The organism is Streptomyces sp. NPDC021080 (genome assembly GCF_044333225.1).
In the GTDB taxonomy this organism is placed as follows: Bacteria; Actinomycetota; Actinomycetes; order Streptomycetales; family Streptomycetaceae; genus Streptomyces.
The window spans coordinates 26801-50256 of the sequence record NZ_JBIRQM010000014.1; the positions used below are offsets into that span (position 1 = coordinate 26801).

Genomic DNA, 23456 nt, shown 5'->3' on the forward strand with positions numbered 1-23456 from the left:
GCTCACCCTGTGCCCAAGGTGCTTTCCAGGAGAGGGAGCAGGCGGTCCCAGTGGCGCTGCAGCGCGGCGGCGTCGAAGGCGTCGGTGTCGGCCATCGTGAAACCGTGGACGGTGCCGGGGTAGATCTCGCAGGTGTGCTCGACACCCGCGGCTTCCAGGGCCTTGTCCAGCGCGCCGACCGCCTCGGGGGTCATGTCGCTCTCGGCGATGCCGAGGTGGACCCGGGCGGTGAGCTCGGAGAAGAGGTGGTGCGGGCTGTCGGGCGCGTCGGTCATGAGGGGGCTGGGGTGGAATCCGGCGACGGCGGCGACCCGGCCGGGGTGGGCGGCCGCGGTGCGGACCGCCGCTTTGGCGCCCATGCAGTACCCGACGACGGCGACCGGTCCGGCAGCGACCTCGGGCTGTTCGGTGAGGAAGTCGAGGTAGGCGTCGGCGTCCCGCAGCACGCGTTCGGTGGTGTGCGCCTCGATCAGGGGCATCACCTGGGCGAAGACCGCGGGCCGGGCCTCCTTCGTGATGTGCTCGGGCAGGTCGAACACCGGTGCCGGGCGCTGCCGGTAGAAGACGTTGGGGACGAGCACGTAGTAGCCGTGCCCGGCCAGTCGGCGGGCCATCTCCTCCAGCACGGGCCGCACGCCGAAGGCGTCCATGTAGAGCAGCACCCCAGGGTGCCGATCGTCGCTGTCGGGGTGGGCGGCCAGGGCATCGGCCCGGCCGTCCGGAGTGGGGATCTGCAGTGCCTTGACGACGGGAATGACGGATCTTCCTTCCTCGGACCGGTGAACGGGGCGGAAGCGGTCCGCGCGCACGCGGCCGGAACTCCCCGGGCGGCCGGATCATCGCACCCGTTCACGGTCGGCCGGGCTCCAACACCCCGTATACAGCTGTCCGTTCATCCTAAGCGGACGTGGTTGCGACCGTACGGACCGGGGAGATCATGCGTCCGCGCAGACGCGGAACCTCCCCGAAGGGGTGTGTGCCGGGTTCGTGGCGTCAGGCGGGAAGGGGAATGCGTACCGTCTCCACCCAGTTCGGGGGCTGCGGTGCGGTGGAGCCGATCAGCGCCGCGATGACGCGGCAGGGCGGGTTCTCGTCGGGCCAGGGCGTGAGCCCGTCCGTGAGGACCACGACGATGTTCGGGCGGTCCGCCGTCGCGAGCGCCGCCTCGATGCCGACGCGCATGTCCGTGCCGCCACCGCCGCCGAGCGTGATCTGCTCGGTGGCCGTCACCCGGGACACGGCGTGCACGTCGGCGTCGCAGGCGAGCACGGTCACACGGTTGCCCCGGATACCCACCTCGCGCAGGACTCCCGTCACCTCCCCGAGGGCGGCGGCCAGTTCGTCGTCGCCCATGGAGCCGGAGGTGTCGATGACGACGGCGACCCGCGGAAGCGGGCGGCGCAGGCTGGGCAGGACGACGCCGCGCAGCGCCGGGGTGCGGCGCGAGGGGCGGCGGTAGGTGTAGTCGACGGCTCCCCCGGCCCAGGCCGCGGCTTCCCGGACCGCTCCGGACAGCGCCTGCCGCCAGTCCACCGTGGGTTCCAGGATCTCCTCGGCCCAGCGTTGCCAGCCCCCGGGCAGGGAGCCGCGGGCGCGGGCGTGGGCGCGCATCGCCTCGGCCGTCTGCCGTCGCAGGGCCTGCGCCTCGACCTCGCCGAGTCGTGCGGGACCGGCGGAGTCGGAGAGTTCCCACGGCACGGGTCGGCCGTGGGCGCCCGATCCGCAGTCCGGCGCACGCACATGGGGGGGCAGCAGGTCGAGGTACGCCTCGAAGAACCCGCCCTCGGGAAGGCCGAAGAGGCGGGGTTCCATGCGGCCGGCGGGGAGGTGCAGACCGTCGGAGAGCAGATCGTCGTTGATCTCGCAGTCCTGGGCGACGTTGACGCGGTGCCAGTCCCGTTGGGCGGAGGCGGGCAGCCGGTCCGCCCGGCCGTGGTGGTCGCGCAGCAGGTGGGCCGCCTCGTGCACCCACACGCCCGCGAGTTCGGGCACCGGTGTCGCGTCGACGAAGGCGGGGGACACGTAGCAGCGCCAGTGCCGGTCCACGCCCATCGTCGGGACCTCGGTGCTCGGGACGACGGTCAGGGCGTAGAGCGCCGACGCCAGGTACGGCCGGTCGCTCGCCGCGCGGTAGCGGGCGGCGAGCAGCTTGGTCATGTCCAGGGCGGGGCGGGAGCCGTCCGTCTTCCCCCCGGACCTCAACGGCCCAGCGCCCCGGACATCTGGAGCAGGTCCAGGAAGCCGTCGATGCCGGGCGGTACGGGCCAGTCGAGGTGTCGCATCGACGCGAGGTCGGTGGCGGCCCGGGCGGCCACGTCGGGGACGCCCGCGTCCACGGCCTTCGCCAGCACCGCCCAGCCGGCCTCCCAGCGCGGCCGGGTGAGGTCGCTCTGGATGGCGGCGACCACCGCGATGAGGAACGCCAGTTGCCGGTCCCCGCGATCGGGCAGGGCGAAGGCGTCCGGGTCGGCGAGGACGCGGTCGGGGTCGGGAAGGTCGAGGTGTTCGAGGTAGGACAGCAGCTCGATGCCCGCGCCGTCCCCGACGGCGCCGGTGAGCGCGGCGGCCAGTGCCTCGCGCCCGGCGCCGGCCGCGTAACCGGTGGCGAGCAGCTTGAGTGCCATCTCCCAGGTACGGGGGGACGGCCAGGACCGGCCCCGGCTCTCGGCGTCGCCGGGGAGGTGGTGCACCAGGCCGGGCCGGGCCGTGAGGAAGCCGGAGATCGCGCCGCGGGCACGGGCGACCGCGCCGGGCACCTTGGCGGCGCCGACGACGGGCACGGTCACCTCCGGCCAGGTGCCGGCCATGCCACGGGCGACGGTCCGGGGGTCGTGGGTCCATTCGAGGTGGACGAACCGGTTGGCGAGCGGCGGGCTGAGGTGCCAGCCGTCGGCCGCGCTGGAGGGCGGGTTGGCGGCGGCGACGATGCGTACCGCCTCCGGCAGGACCAGGCTGCCCACCCGTCGTTCGAGCACCACGCGCAGCAGGGCCGCCTGCACGGCGGGCGGTGCGGAGGAGAGTTCGTCGAAGAAGAGCAGGCCCTGTCCGGCTCGCGCGAGGCGGACCGCCCAGTCGGGCGGGGCCATCGGGACGCCGGTCACGGCAGGGTCGTCACCGACGATGGGCAGTCCGGCGAAGTCGGAGGGTTCGTGCACGCTGGCGATGACCGTCTCCAGCGGCAGGCCGAGCCCGGCGGCGAGCTGCTCCAGTGCCGCCGACTTGCCGATGCCCGGCTCGCCCCACAGCAGCACCGGCTGATTGGCCGTCACCGCGAGGGCGAGCGCCTCCAACTGCGGGTTCGCGGCGGATTCGGTGCGGTGCGTACGCAGCCTGCGGTTGAGGTCGTCCGCCGCCGCCAGCGGGCCGGACGGTGTGCCGGCGGCGGTCCCGTCGGTGTTCACAGGGGCAGCCTCTCCTCTTCGTCGGGCTCGTCCGCGTCACGGGGCTCGTCGGCGTCGTCCGGCTCGTCCTCGAACAGCGGATCACCGGGCTCGTCCCCGGACTGCGGCTCGTCGTCCTCGTCGGGCTCGTCCTCGTCGGGCTCGTCCTCGTCGTCGTAGTACTCCGCCTGCTCCTCCATCCATTCGTCCCACCAGTCGGCGCCGACGTCGGGGTGCTCCTCCTCGACGCGCTTCTGGAGGAAGGCCAGGTCGGGGCGCTTGTAGCGGCGGACGATCTGGGCGAGCGAGAGGTCGGACTCGTCGACCGCGTCGAGCCGCGCCCCGGCGGCGACGAGCGCCTCCACCAGTGCCTTCGAGCCGAGGTCGTTGGCCGCCACGTACAGCGGTGTGCGATCCCGCTGGTCGGTGGCCTCCAGGTCCAGTCCCGCCGCCAGCAGTCGCGGCAGGAGCGTCTCGTGGTCGAGGAGGTTCAGTGCGTGCAGCAGGGTACGGCCGTTGGCGTCCCGTACGCGGGGGTCGACACCGGCGTCGAGGAGTTCCAGCACACCGGGGGTGTCGCCGTGCTGGGCGCGCAGGAACAGGTCGTTGCGCTGGGCCCGCAGCGCCTTCGGCAGGCGGCCGCTTCCGGAGGTCCACGTCTGCTGCACGGCGAAGCATCCGGCGACGGCGCCACCGAAGGCGCGCAGGGCGCGTTCGCGCTGCTGCTCCTCGTCGCTGTGCGGCATGCTCAGCAGGTCTCCGGGACGGAAGGACACCTCGTGCCATTCGCCGCGGCACCTGACCCGGACCGGTGCGGGAGGCGTCGGCCCCGGCGGACCGGCCGGGCCTGCCGGGGCGGGCATGGCGGGGAACAGTGCCTCGCGGACGAGCGGATGCAGATGCTCCGCCGCGACGCCCCCGACGCGCATCAGGTCGAGGTCGGGGAGCCTGCGCCACAGGGCCTCGGCGAGGATGGGCACGCCCTTGGCCCCGTCCCGGTCCACGGCTCGTAGCAGCAGGCCGCCCGTGACCTTGGGCGCCAGCACGATGTACGTCCGCCAGTGCGCGGCGATGACGAAGCGGTCGCCGACGCCTTCGGCCATCTGCCGGCGGATCTCCGGCTCCAGGCGGGTGTGGTCGAGTGCGACCGCGTCCAGGAGATGCTTCGGGTTCCCCCCGGGGTACCGGCCCGAGTTCTCCGGGCGTGCCGGGTCGACCTCGATGCCGGCTGCGGCGAGGGCGAGGCCTGTCTCACCCTTCTGGTGCAACAGCGTGGCCCATTCGGCCAGCGCCGCGGGGTCGCCCGTACCGGGATGGGAGGTGGGCAGTTCGTCCGTGCCGCGCGGGGTGGCGTCGGCGTGGAAGAACGGCGGCCGGTCCGTGCCGCCGGAGCGTTCGAGCAGTTCGGCGGTGTGCCGTGCGTCCCAGAGGTGCCGTGCGAACCGCCAGTCCTCGGTGTTCGGTCCGAAGACGCCCGCGGCCCGCTCGTCCTCGACCGTGCCGAACCTGAGGGCGATCCGCTGCGGTCCGTCGATCATCGCGGGTGTGGTGATGTGCAGGTAGCACGTGGTCCGGCGCTTCTCACCGGGCGTCTTCGGGCGGTAGCGCGCGAGGACGACCGTCCGGTCCGTGACCAGCGTGGTGCGCCCGCCGAGCATGCGCGGCAGGTGCCAGCGCAGCAGGTCGGGGGCGAAGTGGCGAAGGTCGTCCTCCAGGGCCGCGGCGACGTCGTCACCACAGCGGCCGGCGATCTCGGACAGGTCGAAGGCGATGTCGACGTTCGCCGCCGCGCAGGCCCCCCGCCAGTCGCCGACCATCCGGGACGCGGTCGCGCGTTCGATCATCCAGCGGGGCACCGCGTACCGGCGGATCCGGCGTCGGCTCGACACCTCGACCGGGGAGAAGCAGCGGAGTCCGTCACGAGAGCTCAACGGTAGACACTCCCTATCGCGCGCAGGTCGGGGTGCGCCCTGCCGACGGGCCGCAGGCGCTGGGTGAAGGACCGCTTCACCTTGCGGGGCAGGCCCGGCCCCAGACCCACGTACTCCAGGGGTGAGCCGTCGGGCACCGCGGCCAGCAGGGTCTTCGCGCCCCGGCCGGTCAGGCCGGTGTGGCAGAGCTCGAGCCGACGGAGCGGGCTGCCGGGCAGGGCGGCGGCGAGCGCGTGGGCGCCTTCGTCACCGGTGGCGTTGGCGGGGGCACCGAGGCTGCGCTGCGACAGCGGCCGGCCCAGGTCGAGTGCCTCGATGCCGTCGAGGGAGTCGGCGAGGGCGCGGGCACCGGCGGGTCCGATGCCGTTGCCGCCGAGGCCGAGGCGCACGGGGCGCCCGGGGTCGACGGCGGCGGCGAGGATCGCCGCACCCTCGTCCCCGAGGTGGTTGGCGGGGAGGTACAGCTCGCGCACTCCCGCCTCACGGATCAGGGTCGCCAGGAGCGGGGCGACGTCGGCGGTCAGGCCGTTGCCGCCGAGGAAGAGTCGTTCCACCGGGCTGGGGCGGTTCGTGAGCGTCTCGCACAGGGCACGCAGACCGTCGACGGTCAGGCCGGTGTTGACGAGATCGAGCGTGCGCAGGGTGGTGTTGCGGCGGAGCATCGCGGCGAGTGCCCGAGCGCCGTGGTCGCCGACCGGGTTCCGCTTGAGCCACAGGGCGTAGACGGTGCCGTCCGTCGCCAACGCGTCGGTGAGCGCGGTGACGCCGTCGGGGCCGATGCGGTTGCAGCCGAGGTAGAGCGTGTGCAGGCCGTGGCCGTCGGTGAGCGAGCCGGCGACCGAACGGGCTCCCTCGTCACCGATGGCATTGGTGCCCAGCAGGACGTGCGTGGCGTGCGGGGAGGCGGCGGCCACGGGCATCAGCCGGGCGGCGCCGCCTGCTCCGAGGCCCTGCTTGCACAGGTCGACGCGTCCGTCCGCGCGGACGGTGCCGAGCGGGAAGGCCTCGTCGGTCTCCACCGGCGCGGCGGACCGCAGTCGGGCGAGCAGCGGCTCCAGAGCAGCGGGTTCGCTGATCGGGATGTCGGGGTGCTCGATCGCGGGGCAGCGTACGGGCGTCGGCTGCGTCATCACCACTCCACCGGTCCATCGCCGGTGCCCGGTGTGCCGAGGGCGGCATCGCCCTCCGCCCGCTCGGGGTGAACCGACGCCAATCGACTTTCGTCCACGACAAAGGTGGCAAGACCGGTCGGATTCGAACCGACGTCCTCCAGCTCGATGCTTGGGCGCGACGACCTCTGCGCTACGGCCTTGCCGTGGTGGATCATAGCGGTTCCCGCATTCGCGTTCGAACGCGGTGGGGTACGTGCGGGATCGGCCGGTTCCCCGGCCTCCGCCGGCCCAACCCACGCGCCGGGCCATGGGGATGGGAGCCCGCTCATCGCAACGACTGGTGGGCACCCGGGGTATGGCCGAACACGCGGCGGAAGACGTCGATGAAGGCGCTGGCGGACGACCAGCCGCACCGGTGCGCCACAGTGGTCACCGGCGTGCCCTCGGCCAGCAGCACCAGGGCGTGATGCAGGCGCAGTTGGGTGCGCCACTGCGGGAAGGTCATCCCGAGGTCGTTCCTGAACAACCGGGACAGCGTACGGTCGCTCGCTCCGACCTCTCTGCCCAGCGCGGCCAGCGTGCGGTCGTCGGCCGGGTCGGCGCGCAGGATCTCGCACAGGGCCCGGAGCCGGGGCGCGGTCGGCGTGGGCAGATGCAGGGGCTGCTGCGGAGATGCCCTCAACTGGTCGAGCAGCACGGCACGGAGCCGGAGGCGTTCGGGACTGTCGTCGACCGGGGCGCGGGTGTGGGCGAGGATCAGCTCGCGCAGCAGGGGGCCGACGGCCAGCACGGTCGGCGTGTCCAGACCGAGCGGGTTCTCGTCCCGGGGAAGCCCGACCAGATGCAGTTCGAGTTCACCGTGGGCCTGGTGGGCGTGGACCGTACCCGCCGGTACCCAGATGGCGCGTGTGGCGGGCGCGACCCAGGAGCCCGCGCCGGTGGTGACGGCCAGAACTCCGCGACCGGCGTAGACGATCTGATGGTCGTCGTGCCGGTGGGCGTCGATCGCGGCACCGGGCGCCAGCCGCTGCGTGCGGGTGGGCGCCGTCGGCTCGTGGCGGATCCGCGGACGGACCGGCGCCGTCGGCTCATGGTGGATCTGCGGGCTTGTCGGCACCGTCAGCTCGTGGCGGATCTGCGTCATCGGTTGGCAGGTTATCGGAAGCACGACACATCGCCCGGTGACGACCATGGTGAGGTGTCAAAGAACAGATCGATCACGCTCCTGTCGGTCGGGCATGCCTGCGTCGACGTCTATCAGGGCGCGGTGGCGTCCCTCGTCCCGTTCTTCGTCTCCGAACGCGCCTACAGCTACGCCGCCGTCTCCGGCATCGTGCTCGCCGCCTCGCTGCTGTCCTCGGTGGCGCAACCGGTGTTCGGTGTGCTCACCGACCGCTGGGCGATGCCCTGGCTTCTGCCGCTGAGCACCCTCGTCGGCGGACTGGGGATCGCACTGAGCGGGCTGAGCGGCTCGTACGGGCTGACGCTGGTGTTCGTGGCGGTCTCCGGGCTCGGTGTCGCCGCCTACCACCCCGAGTCCGCCCGGGTCGCCCGGCGGGCGAGCGGGGGCAGTCACAGTGCGATGGGCTGGTTCTCGCTGGGCGGCAACCTGGGGTTCGCACTGGCGCCACTCATGGTCACCGCGGTCGTGTCGACCGGGGGCCTGCGGCTGACGCCGCTGCTGGTGGTGCCCGCGCTCGTCGGCAGCGTCGTGTGCCTGCCGGTCCTGCGTTCACTGGAGCGACGGCGCGCCGCCGGGTCCGCGACGGCCGCGGTCGCCGCGCGCGACGACCGGCCGTCGTTCGTGAGACTGTCGCTCGCCGTGGTCTGCCGGTCGATCGTCTTCATCGGCCTGAGCACCTTCATCTCGCTGTACGCCAGGGAACGCAACGGCAGCAGCACGGAGGCGGGCACCGCGGCACTGTTCGTGCTCTACGCCGGCGGCGCGGTGGGCTCCGTCCTCGGCGGCCGGCTGGCCGACCGCTGGGACAGGGTCACCGTCTCCCGCTGGTCGTACCTGGCCACCGTCGGCTCCGTCACGGGGGTCGTGTTCGCACCCGGCCCCGCGCTGTACCTGTTCGTGGCGCTGACCTCGGCCGGCCTCTACGTCCCGTTCTCGCTCCAGGTCACGCTCGGACAGGACTACCTGCCCACCCGGATCGGCACCGCCGGCGGCATCACCCTCGGTCTGACCGTCAGCATCGGGGGCCTGGTCAGCCCGCTCATCGGCAGCGTCGCCGACGCCACCTCGCTGCGCACCGCTCTGACACCGCTCATCCTGATGCCCGCGCTGAGCTGGTGGTTCTTCCGCACTCTGCCCGAGCCCGGCGTTCCGAGGCCCGGGTCTGCGGCACACCGGAACGGGGGCACTGCGGAACACCGGAACGGAGGCACTGCGGCACACCGGAACGGAGGCGATACCGACGGCGCACTCGCTCCCGCCCGGTCCGACAGCAACCCCCGGTAGGCCTTCGAGCGGAGCGCCGGATCAGACGAAAGGCCCGCTTCGCCGGGCCGGGCAGGGAGATTCGCGATGGCCACCCAACGCGTCAGAAACCCCACGGGCTGAGTTCGACGATGGCTGCGAACAGGTGCTCCCAGACGTCCTGCGCCGGCGCTTGCTTGTCCACCGAGAGCGGTTCGAGCGCGGCAACTTCGTCCAGGAAGTCCCGTCGGCCGTCCTCGCCCGGGTACGCGTTCCAGCAGGCGCCCATGAACCGGTACACGGCCTCCAGCAGCCGTACGAACGTCTCGGTGTCCCGGGCGAAGGGGAACGACCCCTCGCCGTTGCGCACCATCGACACCGCGCCCGTCCCGGGGTGGACGAGCACCCGGCCGGTGTCGGCGTACGCCAGGTCGAAGGTGCCCAGGTGCAGCAGGCCGTTCTCGTCGGGCTCCAGCCCGTGCGCCTTCCCGTCTCTCCAGGCCAGGGTGAACGAGGCGACTCCCGCGGCGAACCACGTCGGCAGCCCCGCCGTGACGGCCAGCTCCCGCGTGGGCTCGTGGGCCAGCGCGGCAGGCAGTTGATCCCGTGTCAGCACCGCCATTCCGTCCGCGCCGAACGCCTCCTCCAAGCGAGCGGCGTTCAGAGGTACTTCGGCTGCCGACAGCCCTGTGAACCACGGCCCGCCCGCGCCCCAGGAGACGGCTGCGGATCCCGTCGGATCGTCGGCCGCCGTGCCGTTGCGCTCCAGGACCACGACACCGCGCGCTTCGAAGAACATGACACGGTCGCCACCGAGAGGTGCGAGCTCCTCCCAGGTCTCGGGCTGGTGGAGTCCGTGGTCGTCGTCCGGGTCGAAGAGGACGGGCTCCTCGACGGGGGCGTCGTACGGCCGCTCGGCGAACTCGCCGTCGGCGGGGGCGGGAACCCGTTCGCCGGTGGCCGGATCGAGCCAGCGCTCCTGGGTCCACTGCGACCACAGCTTCAGCAACAGACGGCCGTCCTCGGCCTCATGGACCTCTACGTCGGCGTCCCCGCTCAGGTTCGGCGTGGCCCGGTAGGCCCCGACCGGCCGCCACCAGGCCCAGACGGTTCGCCACGGCATGTCCGGCGCGGCTTCGGCGACGAGGTCGGCGTAGTCGTCGTGGCCCAGGACCTTCGCGCCGAAGTGCAGCCACGAGGCGAACTCCGCCCGCGGCACCGCGGCTCCGTCGAGGATCGTGACGGCCTGGGCACAGGCCTCGCGGCCGACTCCGCCGCCCGTGACGGGCAGGTCGCGAAGTGCCTCGGGGCCGGCGGCCAGCAGCGCCGCGGGCGAGGCGAACAGCATGTCAAGATCGTCACGGGTCATACGGACATGCTGTCATCCGGCACCGACAGCGCCACCTGACCCCATGGCCCGGTTCACGGTCATCAGCTGCGTATGTCGGTCGGTTCGGCGGCATTCGCCGTTCAGCGATCCGGCGGATCACGGGGCACCGGAGTGGTGCGGAGCCCCGCACCACCCCGCCGAACAGTCCTCGTGGAACGTCAGTTGTCGTTCTTGAAGATGCCGATGGTGTACCAGTCGCCCCGGTCCGGCGACTGCCATGCCGGAACCCATTCGTCCTGCGAGCCGAGCCAGCTGCCGCCGCTCTTGCCGCAGGTCTTGTCGGTCCACTTGCTGAAGTGCATGTAGTCGCGCCACCACCAGCCGGGCATACGGCTCTCGTAGCCCGACGTGACCATGCACGCCGTGGCGGGCGCGCCGTGCTGGTCGGACCCCTTGATGAGGATCGACTCGACCCGTCGTGTCTGGTCGTCGATGATGATCTGCTGCCCGTTGGTCCCGGCGAACGCGGTCCCGCCCGTGGCGGCGAGACCGGTGACGGTCAGCGCACCCGTCGCCGCGGCCATGGCGAACTTCTTGCCCATACCCATGAGTTGTCCCCGTAGATCGTAAATGATCACTTGCGGTGGAAGATCGTACGACAGGTCAGGGCATGACTCGTACCTGCGAAGACGTCACATGTGTCGGCTATGATCATTTCGCCATCGGTCGTCGACGGGGGAAACCGACGCCGGTGTGATGCGGGGAAATCTGCCGTGGTGCCGCTCCGACCACCCTGCCCGGCAAGGGCAGTTGAGCGATGCCCACACTCGGCATGCCTTCCGCCATCAGGATTCACGCACCCCCGAGTCCCGAGCCCCGCTCATCAGAAAGAGAAACATGGCGGACGACAAGGTCCTTGCTGCCCAGAAATGGGTCAACGCCACCTACGCGAACATCCCCGGCTATGCGAAGTGCCCCGAGGACGGGCGTACCGGCTGGTCGACGATGTTCTCGCTGACCATGGCGCTCCAGGCGGAGTTGGGGATGGCCCCGCTGATGGCCAGCTTCGGCCCGGGGACGCTGTCCGAGCTGGCCAAGCGCGGTGACATCGGCCCGAACGAGTCGAACGTCAACATCAAGAAGATCGTCGAGCACGCGCTGTTCTGCAAGGGCTACTGGGGAGGCGACGGCACCGGCTCGTACGGCGCCGCCACCGACAAGTCGGTCCGCAACCTCAAGAACGACGCCGGTGTCGACGCCTCGAACGGCCTCGTCCCGCCGAAGATCTTCAAGGCGCTCCTGAGCATGGACGCCTACGTCTCGATCACGGGCGGCACCGACACCGTCCGCGAGGTCCAGCGCTGGCTCAACAGCCGCTACGTCAACCGGTCTTCGTTCTTCATCGGCCCCGCCGACGGCGTCTACTCGCGCGATGTGCAGAAGTCGCTGATGAAGGCGATCCAGTACGAGCTGGGCATACCCGACGAGCAGGCCACCGGCGCGTTCGGCCCCGGCACCCAGGACGGGCTGAGGAAGCACGTGGTCAAGGAGGGCGACTCGGGCATCTTCGTCCAGCTCTTCTCCGCCGCGTGCGTCTTCAACTCGCCGGTGGTCACGCCCGACTCCAACATCATGACCACCTTCCGGGGCACGTTCGACGCCAAGCTCACCGAGTGGGTCAAGGCGTTCCAGTCGTTCTCGGAGCTGGGCGCGAGCGGCGTCGGCGACTACGGCACCTGGGCCCAGCTGCTGGTCTCCACCGGCGACCCCAACCGCTCCACCGCGGCATGCGACACGCGCTTCAGGATCACCCGCTCGCGCGGCGACGCCCTGTACAAGGCGGGCTACCGCCACGTCGGCCGCTACCTGTTCGACCCGCCGGGCAGCACCCTGGACAAGAACATCAAGGACGGTGAGCTGGAGGACATCTTCGCCTCCGGTCTGAGCGTCTTCCCGATCTACCAGGACAACGCCCGCCGCCTGGTGGACTTCACCTTCGAGCAGGGCTTCAACCACGCGCTGAACGCCCACTCCTGCGCGGAGAGTTACGGCTTCAACCGCGGCACGGTCATCTACTTCGCGGTCGACTACGACGCCACCGCGGACGAGATCGCCTCCAACATCGTCCCGTACTTCCAGGGCGTGCAGGCCGGACTCGCCAACAAGGGAATGCGCTACGTCCACGGCGTCTACGGCTCGCGCAACGTGTGCACGCAGGTCAGCAAGAACGCCGGCGCCCGGTACTCGTTCGTCTCCGGCATGTCCTGGGGCTTCTCCGGCAACCTCGGCTTCCCGCTGCCGCCCAACTGGGCGTTCAACCAGATCCGGGAGTTCAAGTTCTCCGCCGGGTCCGACGCGTTCGACCTGGACAACGACGCGCACCGGGCCGGCAGCGACACCGGCCAGAACAGCATCCACCAAGTCGTCGACCCCGCATCCGCGTTCGTGAAGAACCTGGAGACGGTGTACCCGCTGGCGATGCAGTTCACGAACACCGGGAGCGGTGACCCGAACCAGCTCACCATGGAGTACGGCCGCCACATCGCCTACCGCGGCGCAACGTGGATCTCCCTGCTCGGCCTCATGCACACCGACTTCATCGAGTTCGCGGACAGCCACGGCGCCTCCGTCCTCAAGGAGTTCAAGGACCTCGTCACCGGATATTCGATCGGCGCCGAGCACCTGCTCGCCGCCGCCAACGGGCACTACATCAAACCGCAGAGCGAGAGCGACATCCGCACCGTCGGCGCGGGCGACATCGCGGGCTGGGCCGGTGATCTCATCACCCTCTACGCGGAGTGGCGGCGCGACATCAAGGCGTACCCGTCCGGACACGCCTACTGCGACGCCAAGTTCGCGAAGATGGGCGTGACCTCGACGTTCGGCTTCAACGATCTCATCGAGGACGCCGACGGCTATCTGATCGCCCGGCGCGTGCAGCGCGGCGGCCAGCTCCTCGACGTGGTGCGCGAGCACTACGGCATGGGCGAGCGCGACGCCGGCGCCCTGACCCGGTTCCGGGACTACTTCGAGCAGCGCTTCGGCGGCAACACGGACTACGTCGTCACCATGGCCCGCTCCGTCCTGCTCCTGGACTACGACCTGATCATCGCGGTCGGCCGCACGAAGCTGATCTACGACATCGCGGGCAAGAACGCCCCTCTGCCGTCGGATCTGCCGGACGCCGTCCTCAACGACTTCTGCCGGGGCTTCGCGGACGGGCTCCACGACCGGGCCCTGCAGGAAGCGAACGCGAAGGGCGCGTAGTGCTCCGCGGGGTGCGTCTTCTCGGCCGCGGGCCGGTGGGGCTGATCGCTCCCCCGAGTTCCCGGCTTCGCTCGAACTGGCCCCCATCGCGGCGGAGCCGCGGATGCCGCAGCCCCGCGCCCCTTGCGGGCGGGCCCGGACCGCACCTTTTTCCACACGTCTTGAGAGGGAATCTGTTCATGCGTGATGTCACGACCCCGGCCATACGGTTCGACCGGCGGCGTTTTCTGCTCACCGGGCTCGGTGCCGCCGGTGGCGCTGCGCTCGCTGCCGACGGGATGAGCTCAACTGCATTCGCCGCCACGCCCGTTGCGGCGGCGGCGGCCGGCCAGTGGCGCAAGAAGACCAGCGCCAACGGATGGCCGGTGCTCGACTCCGCCCCGGCGCACCGCGTCGAGGGCACGGGCGGTGTCCGCTTCGAAGCGGCCGACGGCGACGTGGCCACCGTGCTGACGCACGTCGTGCGCCGCTTCCACTACGAGATCGACACGCTCGGCACGGGCGAGGTCACCGGCCACACCACCTCGCGCACGGTGGCGGCCGCGTACGAGAGCAACCACCTCTCGGGCACGGCGATCGCGATCCGTCCGCTGCTCTACCCGGTCCGGGCGCAGGGCGGGTTCTTCCCGCCCGAGCTCGTGGTGGTCCGCGACATCCTCGCCGACCTGGAGGGGGTCGTGAAGTGGGGCGGCGACCTGAAGCCGGCCAAGGAGTCGCACTTCCAGATCGACGTGAGGCCGGGTGACGCGGCACTGCGCCGGGTCGCGGCGAAGCTGCGGGGCTGGGAGCTCAAGCCGGGTGAGGGCGCGGGCACCATCGAGGCCACCGCCCCGGCCCGGATGAAGGCGGCCGACGCCCTGGCGGCCCGACAGCGCTGACGCCGGCAAAGCGACGGCCGGGCCCCGATCCTCACACAGGGCCGGGGCCCGGCCTCGTCACGTCCCGTCCCGTCCCGTCTCATGGAGCGCATTCCCCCGAGGGGGCGTGTCAGGGAGCGTCGCCGGAGTAGTAGAAGCGGCATGTCACGCCTGGGCCGGGTGTACGGGGTTCGCCGGGGTGCGGGTCGTACAGCGCGCGGCCGCCGGGCCAGCGTGACAGCTCCGTGGACAGGGCGGCGCCGTCGTCGATCTCCTCCGGCTGCCGGTCGGTGATGTCCAGGAGCAGTCCGTCCAGCGGTCCGCCCATGAGCGCGGCGTACGTGCGGTGCGGCAGCGGGCCGGGGTCGGGGTCGTCGTGGTCACGGCCGTAGACCCGGCCGCGCAGCAGCTGCTCATCACCGTTCATCCGACCAGCGTTCCAGACGGCACTGACAACGGGGGGCCGGGGACGCGGCGGCCGGTGCCGGTGCGGACCTGGGGAGAACCCAGGTTCGGGGCCATGGGAGAGGGCTGCTCGGGAGCGCACGATGCGTCGGCTCCGCATCGGCCGAGGCTGAATCGCACGCGAAACCCTGACCGGCGGCAAGCGGCTGCGACACCCAGGGGGATTCCGTGCCGGTGGCAGACTGCGACGTCTTCATTCGTGGTCGCGCAGGAACGCGGGGATGTCGGCCCGGGTCGGGGAGTTCGGCAGGGGTGCCGGCTCGTCCTGAAGGAACGCGGTGATGACGGCGACGGCCCGGCCGTTGTTGTCGTCGAGGCCGTTCCACATGTGGTGTCCGACTCCGGGCATGTACTGCGTGCGCCGGACGGCGGGGTCACGGGCGAGGACGGCGGTCGCCCATTGACGGACCTGGGAGGAGCACTCCGCGATCATCAGCATCGCGGGGGTCCGGGAGCGCCTCAGTCGTGAGGCGATCGAGGGTGAGTCCTTGACCGTCTGCTGGATGCGGAGGCTGGCGGCGGGGCTGAACGAGAAGTTGTGCGCGTTGTCCTCGGCGGGGATGCGGTGCGCGTCGCGCGCGCAGTAGGCGGATGCGGTGTCGCCGCCGAGGGCGGCAGCGGTGAAGGCGTTGTCGCCCTCGGCCTGTCCGATCAGTCCGGTGTCGGGGGCGAGGAGTCCGAGTCGCATGAACCCGAAGGCCACGGCGTACCGGGGGACGTGCGTCGATCGCGGTCCGGGCATGGCCGGTGCGAGACCGCGCGCGGATTTCCGACCCTTGTGCCCGGCGATGTGCGCGGTGGGGCCGTCCATGGGACCGGGTTCGGCGATGATCGCCCGATGCAGACGCGCGGCGACGCGTGGGTCGGCCAGAGCTCGGGTGAGAACGACCCCGCCCGAGGAGAATCCGAGGATGTCGACCTTTCCCTTGCCCAGACGGTCGACGAAGGCACCTAGGTCCCGGACCGACCTGGAGATCGAGTACTGGCCCATGGGAAGAAGGTCGCTTCGTCCGCCGCCGGCCTGTTCGTATGTGTAGACGTCGTAGCCCTGGCGCGCCAGGAGTTGCAGGAAACGGTGGTCGAGCACCGAAATGCCACGGACCGGTCCGCCATTGAGGTACACGAACGGGACGGGGTGCCGGGGGCCGGAGTTCGCGGGCGGGTAGTGATAGACCGCCACCCGGCTGCCCGTGGCCAGGCTCCAGTGCTGCGCGGCCACGAACGGCAGGGAGGGCGGGTACCGCCGGGACGTCGGCACGGTCGGGACGCAGACCGCCGCCGTCAACGCCGCCGCGACGATCACCGGCAGAAACGGCACGAGCCGCGCCGGCCAAGTGCGGCGCCGCCCCCACCACATCGCGAGGACTGCCCCGATCCCGAGGGTCGTCAACCACGCGACGAGCCCCGCGCCCGCCCCGTCCGTGAGGACGATCAGTGCGAGAAAGACGACGGCCAGCGTCACGACGGCGGCCAGGGCCGACGACAAGCGGCCGGTGAAGCGGACGAAACGTATGGCGTACGTGGGCACGGCGAGCCTCCGACAGTTTCAGAACGCTGTTTCAAAACGACGTTATCAGAGAGGGTAGGCTGCTGACCGTGGGTAGGCCGAGAACGAACGACGAGGCCGTCAAAGAGCGGCTTGTGGTGTGCGCGACCGAGATGCTCGCCACGCATCCGCGGGAGTCGGTCACGCTCCGCGCCGTGGCCGCCGGCGCCGGGGCGTCGACGACGGCGGTGTACTCCTTGTTCGGCGGCAAGGACGGACTGATCGGCGCGGTGCGCGACAGAGCTGTCGCGGGCCTGTTCCAGGAGGTGTCGGCGGTGCCGGCATCCGCGGACCCCCTCGCCGACCTCTTCGCGCTGGCCGTCGCCTACCGTCGCTGGGGGTGCGGGCACAGCCACCTGTACACGGTGCTGTTCGGTGGCGTGCAGTCCTTCGACCCGTCGGGGGAGGCCGGCGCCGATGATCCGATGCGTCCGCTCCTCGCGGCGATCGATCGCGCCTTGACGGCGTCCGTCCTCGCCGGCGACGCGACGTCGATCGCCCTGTCGATCTGGGGAACCCTGCACGGGGTCGTCACGCTCGAACTGGCCGGCGCCCTCGACACCACCACGGCCGAGACCGCGTTCCGGACGGCGGTTCACGCGACGCTGCGCGGATGGACGACGCCCGCGGTGTTCCGCGCTCTCCGCCAGGCCGAGCTAGCTCATTGACAGGTCTGAGTGGCGGTCAGTGTCTTGCGTCCGCAGCGCAACAGGTCCCGATCCGCTGGATGTCGAGCGGGCGAGGGGCTCGGTACGACACCGGCCCCCGCCCGCCCCCTGAACCCGGCTGGCGGTCAGCCGGCCTTGGCGCAGATCGCGTAGACCGCGGCGGTGTAATAAGGCTCGTAGCCACCGTTCAGGAAGCCGGCGGTCCAGCCGACGGGCGTGGTGCCCGAGACGATCGGGTTGGAGTGAAGCGCCGCGCCGTAGGCCTGGGCGGTGCCGCCGGGCAGGTACCAGCCGCCACCCGTGGCTGTTTCACCGTCCGGACACCGCGCCTCGACGTCGACCATGTCCAGCACGGCGACGGTCTTCGTGGCGGTGACCACGTGCGCCCCCGCGACCCCGTTCGCACCCGCGGGCCCCTGAGCCCCGGTGTCACCCTTGTCGCCCTTCTCCCCCTGCACGCCGGGTTCCCCCTGGTCACCCGTGTCCCCCTTGACGCCGGGCTCCCCTTTCTCCCCCCTGAACCCCGGTGTCACCCTTATCCCCTTGAACCCCTGGGGCCCCCTTCTCCCCCGCCTCTCCTTCTCGCCTTTCTCCTCAACATCCCCCTTGTCACCCTTGGCGCCGGCGGGCCCCTGAGGGCCGGTCCGGTTCCAGGTGACGGAGTCCTCGCCGGAGCGGCGGGCGGAGTCCGGCTCGACGAGGCGCAGTCGGCCGTTCGCGTTCACGCATCCCTGGATCGTGCCGTCCTCGGCGATGTACGACCGCTGCGCGTCCTTGGCCAGCGCGAAATCCGCCGACGCCACCACGATCACGACAGAGACAGCGGCAGCGGCCGCGACGGCACGACGAACGAGTCGTCCCAGATCCCCCGGGATTGTTGAACCATCGACTTGGCAACTCGCCCCAGAGATTCCCAACCACCCCCGAAAACACACTTGTTGCCGGAATGCACGGCAATCCCACCGGGTCACGGCCTCCAGCGCCGACACTGCCGGTCCACCCGGCACCGGCCCCGGCGTCCCTCACTTCGGGCACGGCCCGATCCACCGCGACGCGCCCGCGCCGCCCGGCGACCGCGGACTTTTCCCTTGCCCGCCACCTGCCGCGCTGTTTATAGTCACATCGACCATAAAGGAGTCGCCCCGTGAACTGGAACCTCAGCTGGACCGAAGCGCTCGGCTTCGCCACCGGCGCCCTCTGCGTGTGGCTGGTGGCCCGTCAGCACATCGCCAACTGGCCTGTCGGCATAGCCAACAACGTCTTCTTCATCGTGCTCTTCCTCCAGGCCGGGCTGTACGCCGACGCCGGCCTCCAGGTCGTCTTCATCGCCCTGGCCGCCTACGGCTGGTGGACCTGGGCCCATGGCGACGGACCGGTCACCGGCGGCGCCCTGCCGGTGCGCCGCACCACAGGCACCGAATGGGCCTGGCTCGCCGCCGCCGGAGTGCTGGGCACCGGCGCCCTCACACTGTTGCTGGACCGGGTCACCGACTCCACCGTCCCCTTCTGGGACGCGCTCACCACCGCCCTCTCCCTGGCGGCCACTTACGGCCAGTGCCGCAAACTGCTCGAATCCTGGTGGCTGTGGATCGCCGCCGACCTGGTCTACATCCCGCTGTACGCCTACAAGGGCCTGTACCTGACCTCCCTGCTGTACGTCGGCTTCCTCGCCCTGTGCGTGGCCGGCCTCCTCGGCTGGCGGCGCACCCTGGCGGCCATCGGCCCCCGCCCCGCCGCGGCGGTGACCGCGTGAGCGCCGCCGTCCGCCCGTACCGACACGGCCTGGTGCTCGGCAAGTTCTATCCGCCGCACGCCGGCCACCATCACCTCGTCCGCTCCGCCCTCGCGCGGTGCGACCGCCTGACCGTCCTGGTCTGTGCCGCCTCCGTCGAGTCGATACCGCTCGCCGACCGGGTGGCGTGGATGCGCGAGGCCCACCCGGAGGCCGAGGTCGTCGGCGCCGTCGACGACCACCCGGTCGACCTGCACGACCCCGCGGTGTGGGACGCCCACATGACGGTCTTCCGCACCGCCGTCCCGGATCCGGTGGACGCCGTGTTCACCTCCGAGTCCTACGGCACGGAGCTGGCCCGCCGGTTCGGGGCGGCCGAGGTCGGCGTGGACCCCGACCGCACCGCGTACCCGGTCTCCGGCACGGCCGTACGCAAGGACCCGGTGGGGTGCTGGACGTTCCTCGGCCCGGGCGTACGCGCCGCCCTCGCCCGGCGTGTGGTCGTCCTCGGAGCCGAGTCCACCGGCACCACCACCCTCTCCCGGGCGCTGGCCGCCCACTACCGCACGCGCGGCGGCATCTGGACGGACACCGGCTGGGTACCCGAGTACGGACGCGCGTACAGCGAGGAGAAGCTCGCCGCCCGGCGGGCCGTCGACCCCGGAGCCGACTGGGCCGAAGTCGAGTTCACCTCCGAGGAGTTCCCCGTCATCGCCCGCCGTCAGGACGCCGACGAACAGCGCGCCGCCCGCGCCGGTTCCCCGGTGCTCTTCTGCGACACCGACTCCTTCGCCACGGCGATCTGGCACGAGCGCTACCTCGGCGCGCCCAGCCCCGAGGTGGCGGCCGTCGCCGCGCGCACCCCGCGCCACCTGTACCTGCTCACCGACCACGAGGGCGTGCCCTTCGAGGACGACGGCCTGCGCGACGGCCCGCACCTGCGCCCGTGGATGACGGGCCGGTTCCGTGAGGAACTGGAGCGTACCGGCCGCCGGTTCCTGCTGGTCACCGGAAGCCCCGAGGAGCGGCTGCGCACCGCCGTGGCGGCGGTGGAGGGCCTGCTCGCCGAGGGCTGGCACTTCGCCGACCCGCTCCCGGAGCGCCGGTGAGGCGACCTCCTCGTCCCGGCCACCCGTGTACGGCCCGTTCGGGTACGGGCCGTACCGGCCTTTGGCATGCGCGCCGTTCGCGGTGACCAGTGACTGTCGGCCGCCGACCGCACCGGTGTCCCCCGGACCGACCCGCCACTCCCCCGCACCCCGCCGGAACCGCCCGCCCGCTGTGGTCGTCCTGTGCACTGACTGTGTACGAAGCGGAAATACGGGGGACGTTGTGACACGGAACGTGACGAAGGCAGGGGTCGTGCTCGCGGCCATGGCGACGGTACTCGGGTCCTCGGCCTGCGGCGGAAAGGCCGGGGCCGGCGGCGGGACGCATCCCGCGCACAAGAAGGCGGAAGCCGTGGCCCCCTTCGGGGACAAGGCGTCGTCCGGATGGGCGCCGGCATCTCCCGGCGCCGTCGGGAAGTCGTCCAGGACCGCGCAGAGCGCGGCGTCGCGCGTCACCCGGCACGTACCGTGGAATCTCGACATCCTGGACCAGCGGTCGCGACCGCTGAACGGGAAGCTCACCACCACCGCCACGGGCAAGGGCGTTCACGTCTACGTGATCGACACCGGCATGGACATCGCTCACACGGAATTCGGCGGGCGTGCCCACCTCGGCGCCGATTTCGTGGGACCGAGGGACTCCGGTGACTGCTTCAGCGAGGGCGGGATCGGCCACGGCACGTTCGTCGCGGGCATCATCGGCGGGGCCAAGTACGGGGTGGCGCCCAAGGCGGACCTCGTACGGGTTCAGGGCGTCCTGTGCGAGAGCGGGGGCGGCGGTTCCGCGGCGGCGGCCGAGGCTGCCGTGGTGAAGTCGGTCAAGTGGGTCACCGCGCACGCTCAGAAGCCCGCGGTGGTGAACATGTCGCTCAACTTCGACCACCGGTCGGCGGCTGTGGAGTCGGCCGTGAAGAAGATGGTCGACGCGGGGATCCCGACGGTGGTGTCGGCGGGCAACTTCCATGACGACGCCTGCAAGCACTCCCCGGCCGGAGTCCCCGGCACGATCGTCGTGGCGGCCTCCACGTCGAACGACCGCCCCTGGAGCGACGGCGGCTCCTACGGATCGGGCTACGGACGCTGCGTGGACCTCTACGCCCCCGGCCAGAAGGTGACCGCGGCCCTCGCCGGCGGCGGCACGACCACGGAGGACGACGGCGCGACCTCCTGGGCCGCGCCGCACGCGACCGGCGTGATCGCGCTGTACCTGTCGGCACATCCCCACGCCACGGCGCACGAGGTCCACGTCTGGCTCGACCACACGGCCACCCCCGGTGTCGTACACGGCGTCCGTTCCGACACCCCCAACCGGCTGCTCAACACCGGCGGCCTCTGAGCCACCCCGGTCACCGGGCACGGATCACCCAGGCCGCCACAGCCCGCCGGAAGGAACGGCGAGCGTCCGTCGCCGCCGCGGTATCGCGCGGCCGCTGGGGGAAGCCCGTCGGCTCGCTGAAGCGCGGCACGCATACGACCGGACCCGCCCCGCCCCGGCTACGACATCCGCTGACGAGGGAGCGTCACCGGCACGTACCGGTCGTGTGCCGTCTGGCGCGGGCGTGCCGTCAACAGCGTGACGAGCCAGGGGATCACGCCGGCTCGGCGAGGCCGCTGCGGTGGGCGAAGACGACGAGCTGGGCTCGGTCACGGGCACCGACCTTGACCATGGCGCGGTTGGCGTGCGTCTTGACGGTGGCGGGGCTGAGGACGAGTCGGGCGGCGATCTCGTCGTTGGACAGGCCGGTGGCCACCAGCGTGGTGATCTGCCGTTCCCGGCCGGTGAGCGCCTCCAGCCCACGGCGGGCCTGCTCGTCCATGGGCCGGGGCCCGGCGGGCGCGGCGAGGAACCGGCTGACGAGTGTTCTGGTCGCGGCGGGAGACAGCAGCGCGTCGCCCCGGTCGACCGTGCGGATCGCGTGCAGCAGTTCCTCCGCGTCGGCGCTCTTGCCGAGGAAGCCGCTGGCTCCGGCGCGCAGGGCCTCGAAGACGTACTCGTCGATCTCGAAGGTGGTGAGGATCAGCACCTTCACTCCGGCGAGGTCCTCGTCGCCGGTGATCAGCCGGGTCGCGGCGAGGCCGTCGAGGACGGGCATCCGGATGTCCATCAGGACCAGATCCGCCCGCGCGGCCCTGGCCAGGCGCACCGCCTCCCGCCCGTCGCCCGCCTCCGCCACCACCTCCAGGTCCGGAGCCGGATCGATCAGGGCCTTGAATCCCGTGCGCACCAGGGGCTGGTCGTCGGCGATGACTACGCGGATGGTCACGGGAGGTTCTCCGGGGCGAGGTCGAGAGGCTGGTAGGGCAGGGTCGCGCTCACCTGGAACGTACCGTCCGTGCGGGGGCCGGCGGTGAAACGCCCGCCGAGGGCCAGGACGCGTTCGCGCATGCCGACGATGCCGTGCCGGCCGGCGGCCTCGGGCCTCGCGGAGAGATCCCGCTCCCCGGCCGGGCCCGTGGCCGCGAGGTCGTCGACGGTGATGCGCAGTTCGTCCCGGGCGTAGCTCAGGCTCAGGCGCGCCTTGCGCCCCTTGGAGTGCTTGCGGACGTTGGTCAGTGACTCCTGGATCACGCGGTACGCGGTGAGATCGGCCGCGGGAGCGAGTGGGAGTACGGTGCCCTCGACCGTACGGTCGATGCTCAGGCCGGAGGCGCACAGCGAGGCGAGCAGTTCCTGGAGGCCGTCCAGTCCGGGTGCGGGGATCTCTGTGGGGGTGGCGGTCTCTCCGGGTTGCCGTAGCAGGGTGACGGTGTCGCGCAGTTCACCCAGGGCTCTGCGGCTGGCGGACTTCACGTGGGTGAGGGCCTCACGTGCCGACGCGACGTCGTGGTCGAGTGCTTGGCCGGCGACGTTGGACTGCACGCTGATCAGGGCGAGTTGGTGTCCCACGGCGTCGTGCAGGTCGCGGGCGATCCGCAGCCGTTCCTCGGCGATCCGGCGGCGTGCGTCCTGCTCGCGCTCGCGTTCGGCGCGTTCGGCGCGCTGCTCGACCTCGGCAAGGTAGGCGCGGCGGTTGCGGGAGGAGTCGCCGGCCGCGATCGCGAGGCCGCCGAGCGCGATGAAGGCCACGTTCTGGGGGCCCAGCAGCGACGGTTTGTTCACGGCGTGGACGACGGCGAGCGCGGCCACGGCGCCCGCCCCGAGGAACAGGGCGGGTCTGCGTTCGACCAGGTCGGCGACGGTGTAGAGCGCGGTCAGCGGTGCGAGCAGGACGAGTTCGCCGCTGGTGCTGCCGCTCCAGGCGAGGAACACCTCCGCGGCCGCCGCGCTGACACCGAGGACCGCCAGCGGGCGACGGCGCCGTCCGGCGAGCGCTCCGCAGCCGAGCGCGGCGACGGCGACAGCGGCGACCGGTCGGCCTCCGGTGACGGCGGCGGAGTGGCCTCCGTATGCGGTCACCAGGGTGGCGGCGAACACGGACAGGGCGATCGCCGCGTCCGCCAGGTGCGCGTGCCGGCGGACGGCGCTCCGCAGGTGGCCGATGGCATTCATGGCTTCACGATAGGCGGGCCCGGCCGGGGCGCCGTCCCCCGTGCGCGGCAGCCGGGACTACCGCGGACGCGGTAGTCGGCCGTGTGACCACCTCGTACGCGGCAGGCGGTCTTACAACGCCCGGGCGACGACACGGTTGCCGCC

The 23456-nt window shown here is 71.7% G+C and carries 20 protein-coding genes and 1 tRNA gene; 7 read left to right on the forward strand and 14 right to left on the reverse strand.

The window, feature by feature from the left end; all coding sequences use genetic code 11:
* Positions 1 to 2: 2 nt before the first annotated feature.
* The 7 genes from ACH4S8_RS30850 to ACH4S8_RS30880 form a co-directional block, all read right to left on the reverse strand.
* Positions 3 to 737, reverse strand: a complete 735-nt coding sequence (locus tag ACH4S8_RS30850) for a dienelactone hydrolase family protein (RefSeq protein WP_398400247.1) — start codon at positions 735 to 737, stop codon at positions 3 to 5.
* Between the two features lie 256 nt (positions 738 to 993).
* Positions 994 to 2157 carry a VWA-like domain-containing protein gene (locus ACH4S8_RS30855; protein ID WP_398399811.1) on the reverse strand — a complete coding sequence of 388 codons (1164 nt, stop codon included), beginning with the start codon at positions 2155 to 2157 and terminating at the stop codon, positions 994 to 996.
* A gap of 41 nt (positions 2158 to 2198) precedes the next feature.
* Positions 2199 to 3401, reverse strand: a complete 1203-nt coding sequence (locus tag ACH4S8_RS30860) for an AAA family ATPase (RefSeq protein WP_398399813.1) — start codon at positions 3399 to 3401, stop codon at positions 2199 to 2201.
* Positions 3398 to 5311 (reverse strand): ankyrin repeat domain-containing protein, encoded by a 1914-nt coding sequence (locus ACH4S8_RS30865; RefSeq protein ID WP_398399815.1) that lies wholly within the window; start codon positions 5309 to 5311, stop codon positions 3398 to 3400. Before ACH4S8_RS30865 ends, ACH4S8_RS30860 begins: the two co-directional genes overlap by 4 nt.
* Complete coding sequence (locus ACH4S8_RS30870) at positions 5308 to 6441, reverse strand: gala protein (protein WP_398399817.1); 1134 nt, start codon at positions 6439 to 6441, stop codon at positions 5308 to 5310. Before ACH4S8_RS30870 ends, ACH4S8_RS30865 begins: the two co-directional genes overlap by 4 nt.
* A gap of 106 nt (positions 6442 to 6547) precedes the next feature.
* Positions 6548 to 6623 (reverse strand) — tRNA-Arg (locus ACH4S8_RS30875).
* Between the two features lie 125 nt (positions 6624 to 6748).
* Positions 6749 to 7567, reverse strand: a complete 819-nt coding sequence (locus ACH4S8_RS30880; protein WP_398399819.1) for a helix-turn-helix domain-containing protein — start codon at positions 7565 to 7567, stop codon at positions 6749 to 6751.
* Positions 7568 to 7621: 54 nt separating this feature from the next.
* On the opposite strand from ACH4S8_RS30880, the gene ACH4S8_RS30885 reads away from it, so the two are divergent.
* On the forward strand, positions 7622 to 8890 hold the full coding sequence (locus ACH4S8_RS30885) for an MFS transporter (protein WP_398399821.1): 1269 nt from the start codon (positions 7622 to 7624) through the stop codon (positions 8888 to 8890).
* An 82-nt stretch (positions 8891 to 8972) separates the two neighbouring features.
* Here ACH4S8_RS30885 and ACH4S8_RS30890 read toward each other — a convergent pair whose 3' ends face one another.
* Together ACH4S8_RS30890 and ACH4S8_RS30895 are read right to left on the reverse strand one after the other, a co-directional pair.
* Positions 8973 to 10217, reverse strand: a complete 1245-nt coding sequence (locus ACH4S8_RS30890) for an SUKH-4 family immunity protein (protein ID WP_398399823.1) — start codon at positions 10215 to 10217, stop codon at positions 8973 to 8975.
* 179 nt (positions 10218 to 10396) lie between these two features.
* Complete coding sequence (locus tag ACH4S8_RS30895; protein ID WP_398399825.1) at positions 10397 to 10786, reverse strand: hypothetical protein; 390 nt, start codon at positions 10784 to 10786, stop codon at positions 10397 to 10399.
* Between the two features lie 289 nt (positions 10787 to 11075).
* Here ACH4S8_RS30895 and ACH4S8_RS30900 point away from each other — a divergent pair, with 289 nt between their 5' ends.
* Together ACH4S8_RS30900 and ACH4S8_RS30905 are read left to right on the forward strand one after the other, a co-directional pair.
* Complete coding sequence (locus tag ACH4S8_RS30900; RefSeq protein WP_398399827.1) at positions 11076 to 13445, forward strand: glycoside hydrolase domain-containing protein; 2370 nt, start codon at positions 11076 to 11078, stop codon at positions 13443 to 13445.
* Positions 13446 to 13624: 179 nt separating this feature from the next.
* On the forward strand, positions 13625 to 14323 hold the full coding sequence (locus tag ACH4S8_RS30905; RefSeq protein WP_398399829.1) for a hypothetical protein: 699 nt from the start codon (positions 13625 to 13627) through the stop codon (positions 14321 to 14323).
* Between the two features lie 109 nt (positions 14324 to 14432).
* Here the strand turns inward: ACH4S8_RS30905 and ACH4S8_RS30910 are convergent, their stop codons facing one another.
* Positions 14433 to 14729 (reverse strand): hypothetical protein, encoded by a 297-nt coding sequence (locus ACH4S8_RS30910; RefSeq protein ID WP_398399831.1) that lies wholly within the window; start codon positions 14727 to 14729, stop codon positions 14433 to 14435.
* A 231-nt stretch (positions 14730 to 14960) separates the two neighbouring features.
* Positions 14961 to 16295 carry an alpha/beta fold hydrolase gene (locus ACH4S8_RS30915; RefSeq protein WP_398399833.1) on the reverse strand — a complete coding sequence of 445 codons (1335 nt, stop codon included), beginning with the start codon at positions 16293 to 16295 and terminating at the stop codon, positions 14961 to 14963.
* A 68-nt stretch (positions 16296 to 16363) separates the two neighbouring features.
* On the opposite strand from ACH4S8_RS30915, the gene ACH4S8_RS30920 reads away from it, so the two are divergent.
* Positions 16364 to 16981: a TetR/AcrR family transcriptional regulator gene (locus ACH4S8_RS30920; RefSeq protein ID WP_398399835.1), complete on the forward strand. Its 618-nt coding sequence runs from the start codon at positions 16364 to 16366 to the stop codon at positions 16979 to 16981.
* Positions 16982 to 17106: 125 nt separating this feature from the next.
* Here the strand turns inward: ACH4S8_RS30920 and ACH4S8_RS30925 are convergent, their stop codons facing one another.
* Positions 17107 to 17784: a hypothetical protein gene (locus ACH4S8_RS30925; protein ID WP_398399837.1), complete on the reverse strand. Its 678-nt coding sequence runs from the start codon at positions 17782 to 17784 to the stop codon at positions 17107 to 17109.
* A gap of 341 nt (positions 17785 to 18125) precedes the next feature.
* Between ACH4S8_RS30925 and pnuC the strand changes: the two genes are divergently transcribed.
* From pnuC to ACH4S8_RS30940, 3 genes are all read left to right on the forward strand, one after another.
* A complete protein-coding gene (pnuC, locus tag ACH4S8_RS30930; protein ID WP_398399839.1) occupies positions 18126 to 18734 on the forward strand; it encodes a nicotinamide riboside transporter PnuC in 609 nt (202 codons plus the stop codon).
* Positions 18731 to 19822, forward strand: a complete 1092-nt coding sequence (locus ACH4S8_RS30935) for an AAA family ATPase (protein WP_398399841.1) — start codon at positions 18731 to 18733, stop codon at positions 19820 to 19822. Before pnuC ends, ACH4S8_RS30935 begins: the two co-directional genes overlap by 4 nt.
* Positions 19823 to 20057: 235 nt before the next feature.
* Positions 20058 to 21158, forward strand: a complete 1101-nt coding sequence (locus ACH4S8_RS30940; protein WP_398399843.1) for a S8 family peptidase — start codon at positions 20058 to 20060, stop codon at positions 21156 to 21158.
* A 253-nt stretch (positions 21159 to 21411) separates the two neighbouring features.
* On the opposite strand, the gene ACH4S8_RS30945 is transcribed toward ACH4S8_RS30940, so the two are convergent.
* A complete protein-coding gene (locus tag ACH4S8_RS30945; RefSeq protein ID WP_398399845.1) occupies positions 21412 to 22086 on the reverse strand; it encodes a response regulator in 675 nt (224 codons plus the stop codon).
* Positions 22083 to 23312, reverse strand: a complete 1230-nt coding sequence (locus tag ACH4S8_RS30950) for a sensor histidine kinase (protein ID WP_398399847.1) — start codon at positions 23310 to 23312, stop codon at positions 22083 to 22085. Before ACH4S8_RS30950 ends, ACH4S8_RS30945 begins: the two co-directional genes overlap by 4 nt.
* Between the last annotated feature and the right edge of the window lie 144 nt (positions 23313 to 23456).

Coding starts and splice junctions, on each gene's coding strand:
- ACH4S8_RS30855 (WP_398399811.1), bottom strand. CDS start 2,157: ATGACCAAGCTGCTCGCCGCCCGCTACCGCGCGGCGAGCGACCGGCCG.
- ACH4S8_RS30870 (WP_398399817.1), bottom strand. CDS start 6,441: ATGACGCAGCCGACGCCCGTACGCTGCCCCGCGATCGAGCACCCCGAC.
- ACH4S8_RS30880 (WP_398399819.1), bottom strand. CDS start 7,567: ATGACGCAGATCCGCCACGAGCTGACGGTGCCGACAAGCCCGCAGATC.
- ACH4S8_RS30890 (WP_398399823.1), bottom strand. CDS start 10,217: ATGACCCGTGACGATCTTGACATGCTGTTCGCCTCGCCCGCGGCGCTG.
- ACH4S8_RS30895 (WP_398399825.1), bottom strand. CDS start 10,786: ATGGGTATGGGCAAGAAGTTCGCCATGGCCGCGGCGACGGGTGCGCTG.
- ACH4S8_RS30900 (WP_398399827.1), top strand. CDS start 11,076: ATGGCGGACGACAAGGTCCTTGCTGCCCAGAAATGGGTCAACGCCACC.
- ACH4S8_RS30905 (WP_398399829.1), top strand. CDS start 13,625: ATGCGTGATGTCACGACCCCGGCCATACGGTTCGACCGGCGGCGTTTT.
- ACH4S8_RS30910 (WP_398399831.1), bottom strand. CDS start 14,729: ATGAACGGTGATGAGCAGCTGCTGCGCGGCCGGGTCTACGGCCGTGAC.
- ACH4S8_RS30950 (WP_398399847.1), bottom strand. CDS start 23,312: ATGAATGCCATCGGCCACCTGCGGAGCGCCGTCCGCCGGCACGCGCAC.